20 protein-coding genes are annotated in these 19317 nt (G+C 55.0%); 2 read left to right on the top strand and 18 right to left on the bottom strand.

Going from position 1 to position 19317, the window contains the following annotated elements; translation table 11 throughout:
* Window positions 1-600: 600 nt before the first annotated feature.
* The 3 genes from GKAS_RS07000 to GKAS_RS06990 are packed head-to-tail and all read right to left on the bottom strand — an operon-like array spanning window position 601 to window position 2868.
* The gene (locus GKAS_RS07000) at window positions 601-837 is read right to left on the bottom strand and encodes a non-oxidative hydroxyarylic acid decarboxylases subunit D (RefSeq protein ID WP_035892892.1); all 237 of its coding nucleotides are present in this window, start codon (window positions 835-837) and stop codon (window positions 601-603) included.
* Between the two features lie 10 nt (window positions 838-847).
* Window positions 848-2275: a non-oxidative hydroxyarylic acid decarboxylases subunit C gene (locus tag GKAS_RS06995; protein WP_035892890.1), complete on the bottom strand. Its 1428-nt coding sequence runs from the start codon at window positions 2273-2275 to the stop codon at window positions 848-850.
* The gene (locus GKAS_RS06990) at window positions 2275-2868 is read right to left on the bottom strand and encodes a non-oxidative hydroxyarylic acid decarboxylases subunit B (RefSeq protein WP_035892889.1); all 594 of its coding nucleotides are present in this window, start codon (window positions 2866-2868) and stop codon (window positions 2275-2277) included. Before GKAS_RS06990 ends, GKAS_RS06995 begins: the two co-directional genes overlap by 1 nt.
* A 161-nt stretch (window positions 2869-3029) precedes the next feature.
* Between GKAS_RS06990 and GKAS_RS06985 the strand changes: the two genes are divergently transcribed.
* Window positions 3030-3434 carry a MarR family winged helix-turn-helix transcriptional regulator gene (locus GKAS_RS06985; RefSeq protein WP_035892887.1) on the top strand — a complete coding sequence of 135 codons (405 nt, stop codon included), beginning with the start codon at window positions 3030-3032 and terminating at the stop codon, window positions 3432-3434.
* A gap of 61 nt (window positions 3435-3495) precedes the next feature.
* Here the strand turns inward: GKAS_RS06985 and rpoS are convergent, their stop codons facing one another.
* The 12 genes from rpoS to cysD all read right to left on the bottom strand — a co-directional run bounded on the left by rpoS (window position 3496) and on the right by cysD (window position 13295).
* Window positions 3496-4488, bottom strand: coding sequence for an RNA polymerase sigma factor RpoS (rpoS, locus tag GKAS_RS06980; RefSeq protein ID WP_035892885.1), 993 nt, complete (start codon window positions 4486-4488; stop codon window positions 3496-3498).
* 115 nt (window positions 4489-4603) lie between these two features.
* Window positions 4604-5752 (bottom strand): murein hydrolase activator NlpD, encoded by a 1149-nt coding sequence (gene nlpD, locus GKAS_RS06975; protein WP_035892883.1) that lies wholly within the window; start codon window positions 5750-5752, stop codon window positions 4604-4606.
* A gap of 122 nt (window positions 5753-5874) precedes the next feature.
* Window positions 5875-6504 (bottom strand): protein-L-isoaspartate(D-aspartate) O-methyltransferase, encoded by a 630-nt coding sequence (locus GKAS_RS06970; RefSeq protein ID WP_035892881.1) that lies wholly within the window; start codon window positions 6502-6504, stop codon window positions 5875-5877.
* Window positions 6498-7259 carry a 5'/3'-nucleotidase SurE gene (gene surE, locus GKAS_RS06965; protein WP_035892880.1) on the bottom strand — a complete coding sequence of 254 codons (762 nt, stop codon included), beginning with the start codon at window positions 7257-7259 and terminating at the stop codon, window positions 6498-6500. The genes GKAS_RS06970 and surE overlap by 7 nt, the downstream gene beginning before the upstream one ends.
* Window positions 7240-8289, bottom strand: coding sequence for a tRNA pseudouridine(13) synthase TruD (gene truD, locus GKAS_RS06960; RefSeq protein WP_035892878.1), 1050 nt, complete (start codon window positions 8287-8289; stop codon window positions 7240-7242). The genes surE and truD overlap by 20 nt, the downstream gene beginning before the upstream one ends.
* Window positions 8286-8765: a 2-C-methyl-D-erythritol 2,4-cyclodiphosphate synthase gene (gene ispF / locus GKAS_RS06955; protein ID WP_035892877.1), complete on the bottom strand. Its 480-nt coding sequence runs from the start codon at window positions 8763-8765 to the stop codon at window positions 8286-8288. The genes truD and ispF overlap by 4 nt, the downstream gene beginning before the upstream one ends.
* Window positions 8766-8780: 15 nt before the next feature.
* Window positions 8781-9476 carry a 2-C-methyl-D-erythritol 4-phosphate cytidylyltransferase gene (gene ispD / locus GKAS_RS06950; RefSeq protein ID WP_035892876.1) on the bottom strand — a complete coding sequence of 232 codons (696 nt, stop codon included), beginning with the start codon at window positions 9474-9476 and terminating at the stop codon, window positions 8781-8783.
* 19 nt (window positions 9477-9495) lie between these two features.
* Complete coding sequence (gene ftsB, locus GKAS_RS06945) at window positions 9496-9813, bottom strand: cell division protein FtsB (protein WP_035892874.1); 318 nt, start codon at window positions 9811-9813, stop codon at window positions 9496-9498.
* Window positions 9814-9974: 161 nt separating this feature from the next.
* Window positions 9975-10301: a DUF3561 family protein gene (locus tag GKAS_RS06940; protein WP_035892872.1), complete on the bottom strand. Its 327-nt coding sequence runs from the start codon at window positions 10299-10301 to the stop codon at window positions 9975-9977.
* Between the two features lie 43 nt (window positions 10302-10344).
* Window positions 10345-10950: an adenylyl-sulfate kinase gene (cysC, locus tag GKAS_RS06935; protein WP_035892870.1), complete on the bottom strand. Its 606-nt coding sequence runs from the start codon at window positions 10948-10950 to the stop codon at window positions 10345-10347.
* Window positions 10950-12377 carry a sulfate adenylyltransferase subunit CysN gene (gene cysN / locus GKAS_RS06930; protein WP_035892868.1) on the bottom strand — a complete coding sequence of 476 codons (1428 nt, stop codon included), beginning with the start codon at window positions 12375-12377 and terminating at the stop codon, window positions 10950-10952. Before cysN ends, cysC begins: the two co-directional genes overlap by 1 nt.
* A 9-nt stretch (window positions 12378-12386) precedes the next feature.
* The gene (gene cysD, locus GKAS_RS06925) at window positions 12387-13295 is read right to left on the bottom strand and encodes a sulfate adenylyltransferase subunit CysD (RefSeq protein WP_035892866.1); all 909 of its coding nucleotides are present in this window, start codon (window positions 13293-13295) and stop codon (window positions 12387-12389) included.
* Between the two features lie 330 nt (window positions 13296-13625).
* Between cysD and GKAS_RS06920 the strand changes: the two genes are divergently transcribed.
* Window positions 13626-14666, top strand: a complete 1041-nt coding sequence (locus GKAS_RS06920) for an aminopeptidase (protein WP_035892864.1) — start codon at window positions 13626-13628, stop codon at window positions 14664-14666.
* A 53-nt stretch (window positions 14667-14719) separates the two neighbouring features.
* Here GKAS_RS06920 and cysH read toward each other — a convergent pair whose 3' ends face one another.
* The 3 genes from cysH to cysJ form a co-directional block, all read right to left on the bottom strand.
* The gene (cysH, locus tag GKAS_RS06915; protein ID WP_035892862.1) at window positions 14720-15454 is read right to left on the bottom strand and encodes a phosphoadenosine phosphosulfate reductase; all 735 of its coding nucleotides are present in this window, start codon (window positions 15452-15454) and stop codon (window positions 14720-14722) included.
* Window positions 15455-15555: 101 nt separating this feature from the next.
* Window positions 15556-17268: an assimilatory sulfite reductase (NADPH) hemoprotein subunit gene (gene cysI / locus GKAS_RS06910; protein WP_035892861.1), complete on the bottom strand. Its 1713-nt coding sequence runs from the start codon at window positions 17266-17268 to the stop codon at window positions 15556-15558.
* Window positions 17268-19070 carry an NADPH-dependent assimilatory sulfite reductase flavoprotein subunit gene (cysJ, locus tag GKAS_RS06905; protein WP_035892860.1) on the bottom strand — a complete coding sequence of 601 codons (1803 nt, stop codon included), beginning with the start codon at window positions 19068-19070 and terminating at the stop codon, window positions 17268-17270. Before cysJ ends, cysI begins: the two co-directional genes overlap by 1 nt.
* Window positions 19071-19317: the final 247 nt, after the last annotated feature.

Genomic DNA, 19317 nt, shown 5'->3' with positions numbered 1-19317 from the left:
ATTAATTAACTTACTGAATTATTACTACAATTTATACTGCTTTAAAATGCACCCGTTTACTACAGATAATATTGGGCATTAAAACTTAAAAACCTCCCTCTAGTTATCCTGTTACACACACCGCCAGCCTGATCACTAACTTAAGCATGGCGCCTTAAACAAGTACATTCCCCCATCGCGACATATACTCTTTGATGCGTTGCCTTATTACCGTTGCGTTTATCATGATTCGATAATCGCAGTAAATAAATTTAAAACAAGGCGTTACATCGTCGCGCATACTCTACCATTTTGCTTTCCAGCACAATTACTGCGAGGCCTTAAAACATACTGCATCCCAAACTACAAACTTCGTGGCCTTATTACAAAATGGCTAACCCCAGTACTTCTGAATAAACACTTACTTTTATTGTGCTGTTAAAACTCAATTTACGCATTTACCACACGGTGTCAATACTGTTTTTAAAATCATGTCTATATTTACATACTTTGAAATATTGAGCGTCGCAGAAATAAGACCAGATCACAGTATGTGGGCAGTGTTCCCCATAAAAAAGCAGGCAATAGCGACGAGGTGAATCCCCATCGCTGTTGAGTACATTAACGCTTATCTTCCGCCAGCAGCGGCGGAATGCTTGGCACCATCGGCGCGTCATCAATATCTTTCTGCGTCATGCGGAACGCTTCTGGATAATGTTCACGGCTGGTGCGGCGTAGCGGTTCGGTATCGCGCCAGGTGTACAGGCAATGCTGGCACTGGTACACGGTCCAGACATCTTTTACCGGCGATTTCGCCATTACTTCAATATGTTCATCGGCGCAACGTGGACAAATCATCTTTTCCTCCTTACTTACGGTTAGCCAGCATAGCGGTCAGTTTCTCAGCCCAGGCTTTGGTTTCAGGCAAATCCTGTACCGGCTGGCTGTAGTGACCACGGTTGTCCGGCGCAACCGGGGTGGTAGCGTCGATAATCAGTTTGTCGGTAATCCCCGCCGGGCTTGAACCAGGGTCGAGTTCCAGCACCGACATGTTTGGCAGCTGCACCAGATCCCCCGCAGGGTTGACCTTCGACGACAGCGCCCACATCACCTGCGGCAAGTTGAACGGGTCGACGTCTTCATCAACCATAATCACCATCTTCACATAGCCCAGACCGTGCGGCGTGGTCATCGCACGCAGCCCAACCGCGCGGGCAAAGCCGCCATAGCGTTTTTTGGTGGAGATAATGGCCAGCAGGCCGTGGGTGTACATGGCGTTAACCGCCTGCACTTCCGGGAACTCCGCTTTCAACTGCTGATACAGTGGTACGCAGGTGGCCGGGCCCATCAGGTAGTCAATTTCAGTCCACGGCATACCGAGATAGAGAGACTCAAAAATAGGCTTGGTGCGATAAGAAACTTTATCGATACGGACCACCGTCATATTACGGCCGCCGGAATAGTGGCCAGTGAACTCGCCAAACGGGCCTTCGATTTCACGCTTACGACCTTCGATAACTCCTTCAATGATCACCTCAGAGCCCCACGGCACATCAAAACCGGTGAGCGGTGCGGTGGCAATAGGGTACGGGCTTTCGCGCAGCGCACCGGCCATCTCGTATTCGGACTGATCGTATTTCAGCGGCGTGGCACCCATCAGGGTAATCACCGGGTCGTTACCCAGGGTGATAGCAATCGGCAGGTCTTCACCACGCTCTTCCGCTTTATGCAGGTGCAGCGCGATATCGTGCATTGGCACCGGCTGCAGGCCAAGCTTACGCTTGCCCTTCACTTCCATACGGTAGATACCGACGTTCTGCTTGCCGAAGTTGTCCGGGTCCAGCGGGTCGCGGGAAACCACGCACGCTTTATCGAGATAGAAACCGCCGTCGCCGTCGTTCAGGCGGAACAGCGGCAGGATGTCGAACAGGTTAATGTCGTCACCATCGACGGTGTTTTCCGCCCATGCCGGGTTCGCGCGGCGTTCCGGAGCAATCGGGAATTTATCCCAGCGGCGAATAAACTCATCAATCTGTTTTTTGACCGGCGTATTCATCGGCAGGCCCATTGAAATGGCATGGTTCTGCCAGGAGCCAATGGTGTTCATCACCACGCGAGCATCGGTAAAGCCACGGATGTTATCGAACCATACGGCTGGCGCACCGTCGCCAATACGGCCTGTCGCATTGGCCGCGGCCGCCAGATCCGGCTCGGCGTTTACCTCTTCACTGATTTTCAGCAGTTGCCCCTGGTCTTCCAGCGCCTGCAAAAAACCGCGTAAGTCATCAAAAGCCATTATGCATTCTCCTGTGATAATTGTTTCGTCGCCGGTAAACCCTGCCAGCGGCGCGCTTTATCGTATTTGAGGCCGAACTGATCGAGCACCCGCGTGACCACGTGTTGAACGATGTCGTCGACCGTTTCCGGGTGGTTGTAGAACGCCGGCATGGGCGGCACCATCGCCACGCCCATGCGGGAGAGCGCCAGCATGTTTTCCAGATGGATAGTGCTGAGCGGCATTTCACGCGGCACCAGCACGAGCTTGCGCCCTTCTTTCATCACCACGTCAGCGGCGCGCCCTACCAGTCCGTCGGCGTAGCCTGCGCGGATACCGGCCAGCGTTTTCATGCTGCACGGAATAATAATCATGCCGTCGGTCTGGAAAGAACCGGAGGAAATGGTGGCCGCCTGGTCCGCCGGGCTGTGGCTAAAGTCGGCCATTGCCGCGACGTCGCGCGCGCTCCACGGCGTTTCCAGTTCGATGGTAGTTTTCGCCCATTTCGACATGACCAGGTGAGTTTCCACCTCCGGCATATCGCGTAGTGCCTGGAGCAGTGCAACACCTAACGGTGCCCCGGTGGCGCCGGTCATGCCAATAATCAGTCTCATTGCTCACCTCAATTTCGTTCGTGTACGAACAATATGAGTTAACTTACTCCTATTGCATGACGCTGACAAGATTGTTCGTATACGCACGCATTTTTTGTTCATTTTGTTCAACGTGCCTGAAACGGCTATCATAGAGACGCGCACACTGCCGGAGAGTCATCATGGAAATCAAAAACGAAGCATTCCACCTGCTTCGCCATCTTTTTCAACAGCATACTTCACGCTGGCAGCATGAATTACCCGAGCTGACCAAGCCGCAGTATGCGGTGATGCGCTCCATCGCCGAAAGCCCGGGTATTGAACAGGTGGCGTTGACCAGCGTGGCGGTCAGCACCAAGGCGACGCTCGCCGAGATGCTCAGCAGGATGGAAATTAAAGGATTAGTCAGACGCGAGCAGGACCCCGACGATAAGCGTCGTCGATTTGTCTTTTTGACCGAAGAAGGTGAAGCCTTGCTGGCAGCCAGCCAGCCGGTGGGAAACCGCGTGGACAACGAATTTTTGCAGCGTTTAACGCCCGAGGAGCAGGATCAGTTTACGCATCTGGTGCGTAAGATGATGGAATAGTTCGGAAAAAAGGCAAAGAAAAAGGCCAGCCTCGCGGCTGACCTCTTTGAACAAAACCGTATTACTCGCGGAACAGCGCTTCGATATTCAGCCCCTGAGTCTGCAAAATTTCACGCAGACGACGCAGACCTTCAACCTGAATCTGACGCACGCGCTCGCGGGTCAGGCCAATCTCGCGACCAACATCTTCCAGCGTCGCTGCTTCATACCCCAACAGACCAAAACGACGCGCCAGCACTTCTCGTTGTTTGGCGTTCAGTTCGAACAGCCATTTCACGATGCTTTGCTTCATGTCATCGTCCTGCGTGGTGTCTTCCGGACCGTTTTCATTTTCATCGGCCAGGATGTCGAGCAGTGCTTTCTCAGAGTCCCCGCCCAGCGGCGTATCAACTGAGGTGATGCGTTCGTTGAGACGAAGCATACGGCTTACGTCATCAACCGGTTTATCAAGCTGTTCGGCAATTTCTTCCGCACTCGGTTCGTGATCCAGCTTGTGCGACAGTTCACGCGCGGTACGCAGATAAACGTTCAGCTCTTTAACAATATGGATTGGCAGACGAATAGTACGGGTTTGGTTCATGATAGCCCGTTCAATGGTCTGACGGATCCACCAGGTGGCGTAGGTTGAAAAACGGAACCCACGTTCTGGGTCGAACTTTTCTACGGCACGAATCAGCCCCAGATTGCCCTCTTCGATAAGATCCAGCAGCGCCAGACCACGATTGCCGTAACGGCGGGCAATTTTCACGACCAGACGGAGGTTACTCTCAATCATCCGACGGCGTGAGGCAACATCGCCACGCAGAGCACGACGAGCAAAATAGACTTCTTCTTCAGCGGTCAATAACGGAGAATAGCCGATCTCGCCTAAGTAAAGCTGAGTCGCGTCGAGTACACGTTGAGTGGCACCCTGCGATAAGAGCTCTTCTTCTGCGAGTTCGTTGTCACTGGGTTCCTCTTCACTCAAGGCTTTCTCATCGAAAACCTCTACTCCATTCTCATCAAATTCCGCGTCTTCATTTAAATCATGAACTTTCAGCGTATTCTGACTCATTAAGGTGACTCCTACCCGTGATCCCCAGGCAATGCACCTTATCATGTCACTTTTCAGGCGGCTCCAGCAGCGGCCAGCGTCGCCTGAAAGCGTTCATGTGAAGTACTTTGCCGAATTATCGCTGCGGTAAATACTGCAGCGGGTTGACGGATTTCCCCTTGTAACGAATTTCAAAATGCAAACGTGTTGAACTGGTTCCGGTGCTACCCATGGTAGCGATTTTCTGCCCCGCTTTTACGTCCTGTTGTTCCCGGACCAGCATTGTATCGTTATGAGCGTAGGCACTCAGGTAATCATCGTTGTGTTTGATGATAATAAGATTACCGTAACCGCGCAGTGCGTTACCGGCATAGACGACGCGCCCATCGGCGGTTGCGACGATTGCCTGTCCTTTACTGCCCGCAATATCGATACCTTTGTTGCCACCGTCGGTGCCGCTAAAGTTTTCGATAATCTTGCCGTCAGTTGGCCAGCGCCATGAAGAGATTGGCGAACTGGTTGAAGTACTGCTGGCAGTCGGTATGGTCGTGCTCGCAGTTGGTGCCGTTACAGGCGCTGTGACGGTGCTCGTCGCAGGCTTGTTGTTAGGCAACATTTTGTTAGCACTTTGTTCACCTGAATCCTCAGAATACGTAATTGTCGGAGTCGACGCAACAACCGCGGTTGAATTTTGTGCAGGTTTTGAGACTAATCCGGAACTTCCATTGCTGGACTGTGAACTGGCTATCGCAACCGGGTTATTGCCGGTAATTGGCTGACCAGAAGCATTTCCTACCTGCAGCACCTGACCGACGTTCAGCGCATATGGCGCGGCGACGTTGTTGCGCTGGGCAAGGTCACGGAAGTCATTGCCGGTAACCCAGGCAATGTAGAACAGCGTATCGCCGTGCTTCACCGTATAGGTGCTGCCACCTGCGTAGCTGCCTTTTGGAATATCACCGTATTTACGGTTGTAGACGATATGGCCGTTTTCCATCTGCACCGGCTGCGCAGCAACAGGCTGAGCGACGCGCGGCTGGGTCTGAACGGGCTGCGTTTGGACCGGCTGTACCGGCTGAATCTGAGGAGTAGACTGCGCCGTGCTGCCCATTTTCGGCGGCGGCGTAATCAACATGCCGGAACTCGTGCTGCTGGAACCGTTACTGTTCACGGAGCTGACTGGCGCTGGTGCATTATTCGATGATGTACAACCGGCCAGCCAAAGTGAAGCCAGTGATAATGCCACAATACGATTAACGGTAAATTTAGGGCTTCCCGCGCTCATTTATCCCCCAGGAATAGGTTAACTGCCAGTGACTGAATACCGCGCAACGCACGTGCTGAACACTGGAAAACGTGTCCACCATACGCTGAATCAGGCCAAAAAACCTCAGAATAATCCGGGTCTCAGGCCAGTTCCCCTTTCACCAGGGGAACGAAGCGAACGGCCTCTACGGTATCGATAATGAATTCGTCTCCCCGCCGATGAACGCGCTTCAGGTACTGCTGATCATCGCCCACGGGTAAAACGAGAATACCGCCTTCGTCGAGCTGCGACATCAGCGCAGTCGGAATCTCCAGCGGAGCCGCCGTGACAATAATGGCATCAAACGGGGCGCGCGCCTGCCACCCCTGCCAGCCATCGCCGTGACGGGTAGATACATTGTGTAAATCAAGCTGTTTCAGGCGACGACGCGCGTGCCATTGCAGACTTTTTATACGCTCAACGGAACAGACGTGATGCACCAGATGTGCGAGGATTGCCGTTTGATACCCCGAGCCGGTACCAATTTCCAGCACCCTTGAATCAGGGGTCAACTCCAGCAATTCCGTCATTCGCGCCACCATATACGGCTGCGAAATGGTCTGCCCCTGCCCTATCGGCAGCGCCACGTTATCCCACGCGCTGTGTTCAAACGCTTCATCAATAAATTTTTCGCGCGGCACCTGCGCCATGGCGTCCAGCACCCGCTCGTCATGAATGCCAAGCTGGCGTAGCTGGTTCAACAGGCTCTGGATGCGTTTACTGACTACCATTGCGCATCAACCCTCGCTTGCTCAAGCCAGTCGTTGACGACCTCATTTGCGCTATGGGCAGTGAGATCGACGTGTAGAGGCGTGACGGAGACGTAGCCCGCATCCACGGCAGCAAAGTCGGTGTCCGGGCCAGCATCGCATTTGTCACCCGGCGGGCCAATCCAGTAGAGCGTATTGCCGCGTGGATCTTGCTGCGGGATGACTTTATCCGCCGGGTGGCGGCTGCCACAGCGCGTGACGCGAATGCCTTTGATTTGGTCGAGCGGCAAATCTGGCACGTTAACGTTCAGAATGCGCCCGGTGCGCAGCGGCTCGCGCGCTAAGGCGCGCAGCAGCGAGCAGGTAACGGCGGCGGCGGTGTCGTAATGCTGATGACCGTTTAATGAGACCGCCAGCGCAGGAAAGCCTAAGTGACGGCCTTCCATCGCGGCCGCCACCGTGCCGGAATAGATAACGTCGTCGCCCAGATTGGGGCCGGCGTTAATGCCAGAAACCACGATATCCGGGCGCGGACGCATCAGCGCATTAACACCCAGATAGACACAGTCCGTTGGCGTGCCCATCTGGACGGCGATGTCGCCGTTATCGAAAGTGAAGGTACGAAGCGAGGACTCAAGCGTCAGCGAATTCGACGCACCGCTGCGGTTACGATCGGGTGCAACTACCTGAACCTCGGCAAACTCCCGTAAGGCTCTGGCCAGCGTCTGAATGCCTGGCGCATGGATCCCGTCATCGTTACTCAGCAATATTCGCATAATCACCTGTTGTATTGATAAGTTCCCTTACCACGCTGGTCGCGAAGCTTCCCGCCGGCAGCCAGAAACGCAGTTCGACGGTGACGTCGTCCCACCAGTTCCAGCTGAACTGCTGCGGATAGAGCAGTTGAGCGCGACGTGCGGCTTCAACCTTTTCACGCTGCAGCAATGACTGCAACGCGGTCTCCTCAGCCAGCGTCGTTTGTTCAAACTCCAGGGCGGTTCGCTGCGTGCCCCAATCGCCGCTGCCTGGCAGCGCGGCGGTAATCATCAGTTCACGCGCGTCAACGCGGGCCTGCAGCACCGCAAGCTCGTCGTCGGTGGCAACAAACCAGCTGCCACGCCCCGATAATTGTAGCGCATCACCGTCAACAACTTGATTAAAGTCCGGTTTTTTTAGGCGCTCACTCACAATCTGATTAAACAACGCGCTGCGCGCCGCCGACAACCAAAAACTGCGTTTATTACGATCGCGCACCGGCGCACCGCTCTCGGCCCAGCGCAGCGCGCCAAGCAGGTTGCTGCCGCCAATACCAAAGCGCTGAGCGCCAAAATAGTTCGGCACGCCGCGCTCGGCGATCGCCTGCAGACGCGCTTCAACGTCCTCGCGGTCTTTAATTTCACGCAGCACCAGCGTGAACTGGTTGCCCTTCAGCGCGCCTAAACGCAGTTTACGCTTGTGCCGCGCGTATTCCAGCACCTGACAGCCTTCCAACTGGAACTGGCTGAGATCCGGCATCGCATTGCCCGGCACGCGCGCGCACAGCCACTGTTCGGTCACCGCGTGTTTATCTTTTTGCCCGGCAAAGCTCACTTCGCGGGCATGTATTTTAAGGAATTTTGCCAGCGCGTCGGCAACAAATCGGGTATTGCAGCCATTTTTCAGAATACGCACCAGAATATGTTCGCCTTCGCCATCTGGCTCAAAGCCTAAATCTTCGACCACCAGAAAATCTTCCGGGTTGGCCTTCAGCAGCCCGGTTCCCTGCGGTTTTCCGTGCAGGTAGGTGAGTGCATCAAACTGAATCATGGTTTCGCCTTATGCAACAGCGCGACCGCTTCGCAGGCAATGCCTTCACCACGCCCGGTAAAGCCGAGTTTTTCGGTGGTGGTCGCTTTGACGTTTACGTCGTCCATATGGCAGCCGAGGTCTTCGGCAATAAACACGCGCATCTGCGGGATGTGCGGCAGCATTTTCGGCGCCTGAGCAATAATCGTCACATCGACGTTGCCCAGCGTGTAGCCCTTGGCCTGCACGCGTTTCCAGGCTTCGCGCAGCAATGCACGGCTGTCCGCCCCTTTAAATGCAGGGTCGGTATCCGGGAACAGTTTGCCAATATCGCCCAGCGCCGCTGCGCCCAGCAGGGCGTCGGTCAGCGCATGCAGCGCCACGTCGCCGTCGGAGTGCGCCAGCAGCCCTTTTTCATAAGGGATACGTACGCCGCCGATAATAATCGGGCCAACACCGCCAAACGCGTGTACGTCAAATCCGTGTCCAATGCGCATTATGTCTTCTCCAGGTCAACCCAAGCGGGTGAGGTAAAATTCGGCAAGCGCCAGATCTTCCGGGCGAGTAACCTTAATATTATCAGCACGTCCAGCAATCAACTCAGGATGAAAGCCACAATATTCTAGTGCCGATGCTTCGTCGGTAATCGACGCCCCTTCGTTCAACGCCCGGGTTAAACACTCCAGCAGCAGTTCACGAGGGAAAAATTGCGGGGTCAGCGCGTGCCACAAATCGTTACGATCGACCGTGTGCGCAATCGCCGCTTTACCGGGCTCCGCACGCTTCATGGTATCTCGCACCGGCGCGGCCAGAATGCCGCCAACGCGGCTGGTGTCGCTGAGACTAAGTAGTCGAGTGAGGTCATCCTGATGCAGGCACGGACGCGCCGCATCGTGCACCAGTACCCATTCGGCGTCATCAATCACCCGCAGACCTGCCAGAACGGAATCGGCACGTTCGACACCGCCTTCGACGACGGTTATCTGCGGATGTTGTGCAAGGGAGGTTTGTTGGAAGCGTTCGTCTCCGGCGGAGACCGCGATAATCACCCGCTGGACGCGGGCATTAGCCAGCAGCGCATCCACCGAGTGTTCCAGAATCGTTTTGTTACCGATTGAGAGATATTGCTTTGGGCAGTCCGTTTGCATGCGGCGGCCAAATCCGGCTGCCGGCACCACGGCGCATACGCCCGGAAAAGTTACGGCCATGTCGTCATCCTGGGACTGATTATCGATTAGTTTGCGCTTGCCCCGCGCCCTGAGTGCGTTTAGACGCATCCGGAACCAGACGATAGAAAGTTTCGCCCGGACGGGTCATGCTGAGTTCGTTACGTGCGCGTTCCTCGATCGCTTCCTGGCCGCCGTTGAGGTCATCAATTTCGGCGAAGAGCTGATCGTTGCGCGCTTTTAATTTTGCGTTGGTTGACTGTTGTACGGTCACATCATCACGGACTTTACTGAAGTCATGCAGACCATTTTTTCCGAACCACAACGAATATTGTAGCCAGACCAGCAAAGCCAGTAATAGCAGCGTTAATTTACCCATCCTGCCCCCTGAAAAACGGCCCTATCATCCCATAACTTACCGTCATTCTCCACTCCGGCCGCAGGCGATACCGCATATCGCTGGAAATTTACCATATTTCAGCGGCACAGAGACACGTATTGTCATGGTCTAAGGTGCGGATAATCGCTAATGAAGAAGCATTAACTCATCAGCCACATGAATAACAAACCGCACAGAGCAGCGACCGTCAGCAGAGTTGCAACAATTGTGTAGCCTAGTTTGCCTTTTACTAATGAGTGAAAGGCAACACCAATAACGACCGCAACAGGCATGAGGGCGAGGAAGAATGGCCAGGTGTACAAAAAGAAGAACAGCGTGTTATTGCCGTAATGCAGGTAGGGAATACCCAGTGCCATCAACCACGCTACAAAGCCGACAAAAGCCCCTGACAAAGACCATGTGGTTTCATCATAGCTAGGGGCGAGTGACTCTGATTGGGCCACGTTGATGTTCTGAGTATTGCGCATAAATAATCCTGTTAGGCCGGAGCCAACAAACTCCGGCACGTTTTCAGGATCTGATAATATCGCTCTGCTTGAGTAGATCTAATAATTGCGCAACCAAATTTGTTACTAATTGTTCACCATCAAGGCGGACAGCAGGCCGCTCGGGAGATTCATACGATGAATCAATTCCGGTAAAATTACGCAGTTCACCGGCCCGCGCTTTTTTGTACAGCCCCTTCGGATCGCGCGCCTCGCAGGTCGCCAGCGACGTATCGACAAACACCTCAAAGAAACGGTCATCGCCCACGCGTTCGCGTACCATTTGACGTTCTGCACGGTGCGGCGAGATAAACGCGGTCAATACCACCAGCCCGGCATCAACCATTAGCTTCGCCACTTCACCCACACGACGAATATTTTCCTTACGGTCTGCATCGGTAAAGCCTAAATCGCTGCACAGGCCATGACGCACATTGTCACCATCCAGCAGATAGGTGCTGACGCCAAGCTCATGCAGCGCCTCTTCCAGCGCGCCGGCTACGGTGGATTTCCCCGAGCCCGAAAGCCCGGTGAACCACAGCACAACCCCACGATGACCGTGGAGTTGCTCGCGCTGTTGTGCGGTGACAGGATGGGCGTGCCAGACGACGTTTTCGTCATGCTGAGCCATTATTTGCCTCCCAGCAAATCGCGCGCACCCCAGTGTGGGAAGTGTTTGCGCACCAGCGCATTCAGCTCCAGCTCAAAGACGCTGAATTCTGAAGCCACTGCGGTTGCTTCGGTGTTCGGCTCGCGCACCATCCCCGCCCCCACGGTAACGTTAGTTAACCGGTCGATGAAAATAAGGCCGCCGGTCACCGGGTTCTCCTGATATTTGTCGAGCACCAGCGGCTCATCAAAGGTGAGATCCACAAGACCAATACCGTTCAGCGGCAGCGCATCCACTTCACGCTGGGTCAGGTTATTGATATCTACCTGATACTGAATGCCATCTACACGAGCGCGGGTTTTCTTGCCAGCGACTTTGATGTCGTAGCTCTGCCCTGCCGCCAGCGGCTGCTCGGCCATCCACACCACATCGACAGCCGCACGCTGCACCGACGGCAGGGCATCCTGCGCATCCAACAGCAGGTCACCACGGCTGATATCAATTTCATCTTTCAGTACCAGCGTGACCGCTTCACCGGCAAACGCTTCCGGCAGGTCGCCGTCAAAGGTCACGATACGGGCAATGCTGGATTCCACGCCTGACGGCAGCACCTTAACGCGCTGGCCGACCTTCACACTGCCCGAGGCAACGGTGCCTGAAAAACCACGGAAATCGAGGTTCGGACGGTTAACATACTGCACCGGGAAGCGCATTGGCTGCGTGTCCACCGTACGGCGGATCTCCACGGTTTCCAGTACTTCCAACAGCGTCGGGCCGCTGTACCAGGCAATGTTGTCGCTGCTGCTGGCCACGTTATCGCCTTCCAGCGCTGACAGCGGTACGAAGCGAATATCCAGGTTCCCCGGCAGCTGTTCAGCGAAGGTCAGGTACTCTTCACGAATGCGGTTAAACGTCTCTTCGCTGTAATCAACAAGATCCATTTTGTTGATAGCCACCACCAGGTGTTTGATCCCAAGTAGCGTCGAGATAAAGCTGTGGCGACGAGTTTGATCGAGCACGCCTTTACGGGCATCGATCAGCAGGATCGCCAGGTCACAGGTTGACGCACCGGTCGCCATGTTGCGGGTGTACTGCTCGTGCCCCGGGGTGTCGGCAATAATAAATTTGCGCTTCTCGGTGGAGAAGTAGCGGTACGCCACGTCGATGGTGATGCCCTGCTCGCGCTCGGCCTGTAGGCCGTCCACCAGCAGCGCCAGGTCGAGTTTTTCACCCTGGGTACCATGACGTTTGCTGTCGTTGTGCAGTGACGAAAGCTGGTCTTCATAAATCTGGCGAGTGTCGTGCAGCAGTCGGCCAATCAGCGTACTTTTACCGTCATCCACGCTGCCGCAGGTCAGGAAGCGCAGCAGGCTTTTATGCTGCTGAGCGTGCAGATACGCTTCAACGCCGCCTTCATCAGCGATTTGTTGTGCAATAGTGGTGTTCATGGCGGCTCCTTAGAAATAACCCTGACGTTTTTTAAGCTCCATGGAGCCGGCCTGGTCGCGGTCAATCATGCGCCCCTGACGTTCACTGGTGGTTGAGACCAGCATCTCTTCGATAATTTCCGGCAGCGTCTGCGCGTCGGACTCTACCGCGCCGGTCAGCGGCCAGCATCCCAGGGTACGGAAGCGCACCATCCGTTTTTTAATCACTTCACCCGGCTGGAGATCGATACGGTCGTCATCGATCATCATCAGCATACCGTCGCGCTCCAGCACCGGGCGCTCGGCGGCCAGGTACAGCGGAACGATCTCGATATTTTCCAGGTAGATGTACTGCCAGATATCCAGCTCAGTCCAGTTGGAGAGCGGGAAGACGCGGATGCTTTCGCCTTTGTTAATCTGGCCGTTGTAGTTGTGCCACAGCTCCGGACGCTGGTTTTTTGGGTCCCAACGATGGAAGCGGTCGCGGAAGGAGTAGATACGCTCTTTGGCGCGAGACTTCTCTTCGTCACGGCGCGCGCCGCCGAATGCGGCATCAAAGCCGTATTTGTTCAGCGCCTGCTTCAGCCCTTCCGTTTTCATGATATCGGTATGCTTAGCGCTGCCGTGTACGAACGGGCTAATCCCCATCGCCACCCCTTCCGGGTTTTTATGCACCAGCAGTTCGCAGCCGTAGGCCTTGGCGGTACGGTCACGGAATTCATACATCTCACGGAATTTCCAGCCGGTATCAACGTGCAGCAGCGGGAACGGCAGCGTGCCAGGATAAAACGCTTTGCGCGCCAGGTGCAGCATTACGCTGGAATCTTTGCCGATGGAATACATCATCACCGGATTTGCAAATTCGGCGGCCACCTCACGGATGATATGGATGCTTTCCGCCTCCAGTTGCCGTAGGTGAGTAAGTCGTTTTTGGTCCATAACCGTTCCTTAAGCCTGATTCATTGCACGTCTGTTGTGTTGGGTCTGATTGTGTCGTGTCGTCGATGCTTATTTTTTGTGGTGGCGGGTGTCGTGCTACAACTCGCTAACAATCAGCAATAGAGGGACTATAGGGGGTGGTTCAGGCCAAATGAAATTACGAAAAGGAATGAGTTGTTACTCAAAGGAATAACGAACTGAAAAAGCAAATATCAAAAAGTGCTTAACGCCCGCAATTTCCGGCATTTAGGAGGTTTTGAAATTGTGTAATGCCCCTCACAGTTTCATACTAGGTGCGTCTATTTTTTTGCACTGTTGTAAGGACTTCCTATGTTCTCCGCACTGCGCCACTGCATGGCAGCCCTGGCGCTTGGCGTTTGCACCCTCCTTCCCGCACAGGCAGCCACCGCGCCTCTGGGAACCATCGCTAATACGCAAGCTCGCTATATCGCCACCTATTTCCCGGGTCGTATTACCGGTACGCCAGCTGAAATGCTCTCTGCCGACTATATTCGCCAGCAGTTTGCGCAGATGGGTTATCAGAGCGATATCCGCACCTTTAATAGCCGTTATATCTACACCACCAAAGATAACCGTAAAAACTGGCATAACGTTGTCGGCAGCACGGTCATCGCGGCGCATGAAGGGAAGTCACCTCAGCAGATTATTGTGATGGCGCATCTGGACACCTATGCTCCGCACAGCGATAGCGACGTGGAGAAAAACCTCGGCGGCCTGACGCTTCAAGGCATTGACGATAACGCGCTGGGCCTCGGCGTGATGCTGGAACTGGCAGAACGCTTTAAAGGTATTCCGACGCAATATGGCATTCGCTTTATCGCTACCAGCGGTGAAGAAGAAGGTAAGCTCGGTGCGGAAAATTTATTGAAGCGCATGAGCAGCGCGGAGAAGAAAAACACCCTGCTGGTTATCAACCTCGATAACCTGGTGGTCGGCGATAAAATCTATTTCAACAGTGGCGTAAAAACCCCCGCGTCGATTCGTAAACTGACCCGCGACCGCGCGCTGGCCATTGCCCACAGCCGCGGTATTGCGGCGGCAACCAACCCCGGCCTGAATGCGGAGTATCCGCAAGGAACCGGCTGCTGCAACGACGCCGAGATTTTCGATAAAGCCGGAATTCCGGTGCTGTCCGTTGAGGCAACGAACTGGTCACTCGGTAAAAAAGATGGCTACCAGCAGCGGGCGAAGAGCGCTAGCTTCCCTGATGGCACCAGTTGGCACAACGCCCATATCGACAATCAACAGTATCTCGATAAAGCGCTGCCGGGGCGTATTGAGCGCCGCAGCCGTGAAGTGGTACGGGTGATGATGCCGCTGATGCGCGAGCTGGCGAAGGCGCGCAGCTAATCACCAGACAAGCTTGATAACGCGCAGCGGTGAATCCGCTGCGCGAGAATGTCTTACCCTTCGTGCAGCCCACACTCGCGCTTAAGCCCGAAGAAGCGGGTCTCTTCTTCCGCCATGCCCGGCTCCCATTTGCGGGTGGTGTGCGTATCGCCTACCGACAGATAGCCCTGATCCCACAGCGGGTGGTATTTCAGACCGTGCTTTTGCAGGTACTGGTAAACCGTACGGTTGTCCCAGTCGATGATCGGCAGCACTTTAAAGACCCCGCGCTGAATCGCCAGCACCGGCAGCGTAGCGCGGCTGCCAGACTGCTCGCGGCGCAGGCCGGCAAACCAGGTTTGTGCGTTGAGCTCTTTAAGCGCCCGGTTCATCGGCTCAACCTTGTTGATGTCATTGTATTTCTCAATGCCCTCAACGCCCTGCTCCCACAGTTTGCCGTAGCGTGCTTCCTGCCAGGCGGCGCTCTCTTTCGCGCTGTAGACCTGTAGGTTGAGTTTGAGTTTGTCCGTTAACTCGTCGATAAACTGATAGGTTTCCGGGAACAGATAGCCGGTATCGGTGAGGATCACCGGGATATCCGGGCGAATCTGGTTTACCAGATGCAGGCTTACCGCCGCCTGAATACCAAAGCTTGAGGAGAGCACGTATTCACCGGGCAGGTTTTCCAATGCCCAGGCCACACGCTCCTCGGCGCTTAGCTTTTCCAGTTGGGCGTTAGTTTCCGCCAGAGCCAGCACGCGTTCGACTTTTGGCAGTTCATTCAGCGCATTTAGATCGAGTTTGGACATAAGTTCCTCGCTGTATGCCTTGCCTGATGGCGCTTCGCTTATCAGGCCTACGCAGACGGTAGGCCGGATAAGGCATTTATGCCGCCATCCGGCAATTCAGGTTATTCCCAGAAATCACGCGCTGGATCGAGCACCGGGCGAATGATGCCCGCACGCACCGTAAAGTCGCCGAAGCCTTCACCCGCTTCGCGCTCTTTCGCCCAGCGCCCAACCAGTTCGTCTACGGAAGCGAGAATTTCGGTTTCCGTAATGTTTTCGCGATACATACGCGGAATGCGCGTACCCATGCGGTTACCGCCCAGATGCACGTTGTAGCGGCCCGGCGCTTTACCCACCAGCCCCAGTTCAGCCAGCATCGCTCGGCCACAGCCGTTCGGACAGCCGGTGACGCGCATCACGATGTGTTCTTCAGGAATGCCGTGTTTTTCCAGAATGGATTCCACTTTGTCAGTAAACGACGGCAGGAAACGCTCGGCTTCCGCCATCGCCAGCGGACAGGTTGGGAACGACACGCAGGCCATGGAGTTTTCACGCTGCGGCTTCACCGCATTCATCAGACCATGATCGCGAGCCAGCTTCTCTACTTTCGCCTTCTGGCTTTCCGGTACGCCAGCGATGATCAGGTTCTGGTTGGCGGTGATGCGGAAATCGCCTTTGTGGATCTTCGCGATCTCCAGCAGGCCGGTTTTCAGCGGACGGCCCGGATAATCCAGAATACGGCCATTTTCGATGAATAGCGTCAGGTGCCAGTTGTTGTCGATCCCTTTCACCCAACCAATTCTGTCGCCACGACCGGTGAACTCGTATGGGCGGATCGGTTCAAATTTGATCCCCGCACGGCGCTCAACTTCTTCCTTGAAGGTATCGACACCGACGCGCTCAAGGGTGTATTTGGTTTTAGCGTTTTTGCGGTCGGTACGGTTACCCCAATCGCGCTGCGTCGTCACCACCGCTTCCGCAACCGCCAGCGTGTGTTCAAGCGGCAGATAGCCGAATTCACTCGCCGTACGGGCGTAGGTTTTCTTATTCCCGTGCTCGATGGACAGACCGCCGCCGACCAGCAGGTTGAAGCCCACCAACTTGCCGTTTTCAGCAACAGCCACGAAGTTCATGTCGTTGGCGTGCAGATCGATATCGTTCTGCGGCGGGATCACCACAGTAGTTTTAAACTTACGCGGCAGATAAGTTGAACCGAGGATCGGCTCTTCGTCCGTCGTCGCGACTTTTTCCTGATCGAGCCAGATCTCCGCATAAGCGCGGGTGCGCGGCAGCAGATGTTCAGAAATTTTCTTCGCCCACTCGTAGGCTTCCGCGTGCAGCTCTGACTCATACGGGTTAGAGGTACACAGCACATTACGGTTCATGTCATTGGCGGTCGCCAGCGCATCAAGCCCGACGGAGTGCAGCATCTGGTGCACCGGCTTCACATTCTTCTTCAGAATACCGTGGAACTGGAAGGTCTGACGGTTAGTCAGACGGATGCTACCGTAAATGGTGTTATCAGCGGCAAATTTGTCGATGGCCTTCCACTGGGTAGTGGTGATCACCCCGCCCGGCAGACGACAGCGCAGCAGCATCGCATGGCGCGGCTCCAGCTTCTGCTCGGCGCGTTCGGCGCGGATATCGCGGTCATCCTGCTGATACATACCGTGGAAACGGATCAGCAGGAAGTTATCGCCGTGGAAGCCACCGGTCAGACCGTCGTTCAGGTCTTCCGCGATGGTGCCGCGCAGGAAATTACTTTCACGCTTCATGCGCTCGGCGTCAGTCAGTTTGCCTTCGACCACTAAAGGCCCTGGGTATTTTTCGCTCATTAGTAGACATCTCGCTGATAACGGCGCTCAACGCGCAGCTCACTTAAAAATTCATCCGCCGCTTCGATGTCCATTGCACCGAATTCAGCAATCACTTCCAGCAATGCCTGCTCAACGTCTTTCGCCATGCGATTAGCGTCGCCGCAGACATAAATGTGGGCACCGTCATTGATCCAGCGCCACAGTTCCGCGCCCTGTTCGCGCAGTTTGTCTTGTACGTAGATTTTTTCTTTTTGGTCGCGTGACCAGGCCATATCGATACGGCTCAGCACGCCTTCTTTCACGTAACGCTGCCATTCCACCTGATAGAGGAAATCCTCAGTGAAGTGCGGGTTACCGAAGAACAGCCAGTTCTTGCCTTCTGCACCATCGGCCGCGCGTTGCTGCATAAAGGCGCGGAACGGGGCAATACCGGTGCCCGGGCCAATCATGATAACCGGGGTCTGCGGGTTAGCCGGCAGGCGGAAGTTGTCGTTATGTTCGATGAAGACGCGGACTTCGCCTTCTTCTTCCACGCGGTCGGCGAGGAAGCTGGAGGCACCACCAGCGCGCGCTCGCCCTTCAATCTCGTAGCGTACAACGCCCAGCGTCACGTGCACTTCACTCTCGACTTCCGCCTGAGAGGAGGCAATGGAATAGAGGCGCGGCGTTAACGGACGCAGCAGGCCAATCAGCGCTTCAGCATCAAGCTGAGCGGGAGAGAAACGAACCATATCAACAATCGGCGTGGTCGCGGCGTACTGCTGCAACTGCGCTTTATCGCCCACCAGCGGCAACAGAGATTCGCTGCGGGTCAGCGTGGCGTAGTTTTCCACGATATTGGCGGTGTTAACCGTCAGCTCGAAGTGCCATTGCAGCGCGTCGGCCAGCGGCAGGGTTTTGCCGTCAACCGTGACCGGCTCGTCGCCCTTCAGCCACAGCAGCTCGACCAGCTCTTTGACCAGCTCGGGGTCGTTCTGATACCAGACGCCCAGCGCATCACCCGGCTGATAACGCAGGCCGGAGTCACCGAGATCGATTTCGATATGGCGAACGTCTTTTTCGGAATCACGGCCGGTGATTTTCTGGTTCACCGCGAGCGTTGCCGTTAATGGCGCTTCTTTGGTGTACGGGCTCGAATGAATATCATTAACCGCACCGCTCGCCGCCGCCTGAACGGAAGGCGCAGCTGGCGCACGCGCCTTCAGCACATCAACCAGTCGCGCGCGCCATTCGGCGGCGGCAGCCTGGTATTCTACGTCAGCATCCACGCGGTCGAGCAGACGTTCACCACCAAGCTCAGCCAGCTTGCTGTCGAAGTCTTTACCGGCCTGGCAGAAGAATTCATAAGAGGTGTCGCCCAGCCCCAGCACCGCAAAGGCGGTATCGGTGAGCTTCGGCGCTTTTTTCGAGAACAGGAATTTATGCAGCGCCACGGCTTCTTCCGGCGCTTCCCCTTCACCCTGTGTGGAAGCGACAATGACCAGCAGCTTTTCTGAAGCGATTTGTTTGAATTTATAATCCCCGGCGTTGACCAGGTTCACGTTCAGTTTAGCAGCCAGCAGGTCGTCACGAAGGGCTTCCGCCACGCGGCGAGCGTTGCCCGTCTGCGAGGCAGAGATAAGCGTAATGCTCGGGACTTCAGCAGCGACCGGTGCGGCAACAGCTGCGCCCGCGCCAGGCTGCTGATTAAGCACGCCCCAAAAATAGCCGGAAACCCAGGCAAGCTGGGTTGGTGATAAATCAGTAGTGGCCGCCTGAAGGCGTGCCATCTGCTCCGGGTTTAGCGGGAGCAACGCTGAAGGGGGGGACTGTGTTGTCATGTGTCGTTATGTTCCAGTAGCAAAGCTGTTTCTAATCAGGAAAAACAGAACTGAATGTAAGGTTAACGACGTCGATAATAACAATTAAAGAAGTGATAGAAATATCAAATAACCAAATGGACTAACCTGTTTTCCTGGTAGTTAATAGCACTAAAACAGGTTGAATAGGATGTTGATATAACTAAAGAATAATCATCACGGAGATTAATACTTATACTCGTCGCCTATTTGGCCGTTTTAGTTAATG

The sequence above is a fragment of the Kluyvera ascorbata ATCC 33433 genome (assembly GCF_000735365.1).
GTDB lineage: Bacteria > Pseudomonadota > Gammaproteobacteria > Enterobacterales > Enterobacteriaceae > Kluyvera > Kluyvera ascorbata.
This window is presented reverse-complemented; position numbering and strand designations above follow the sequence as displayed.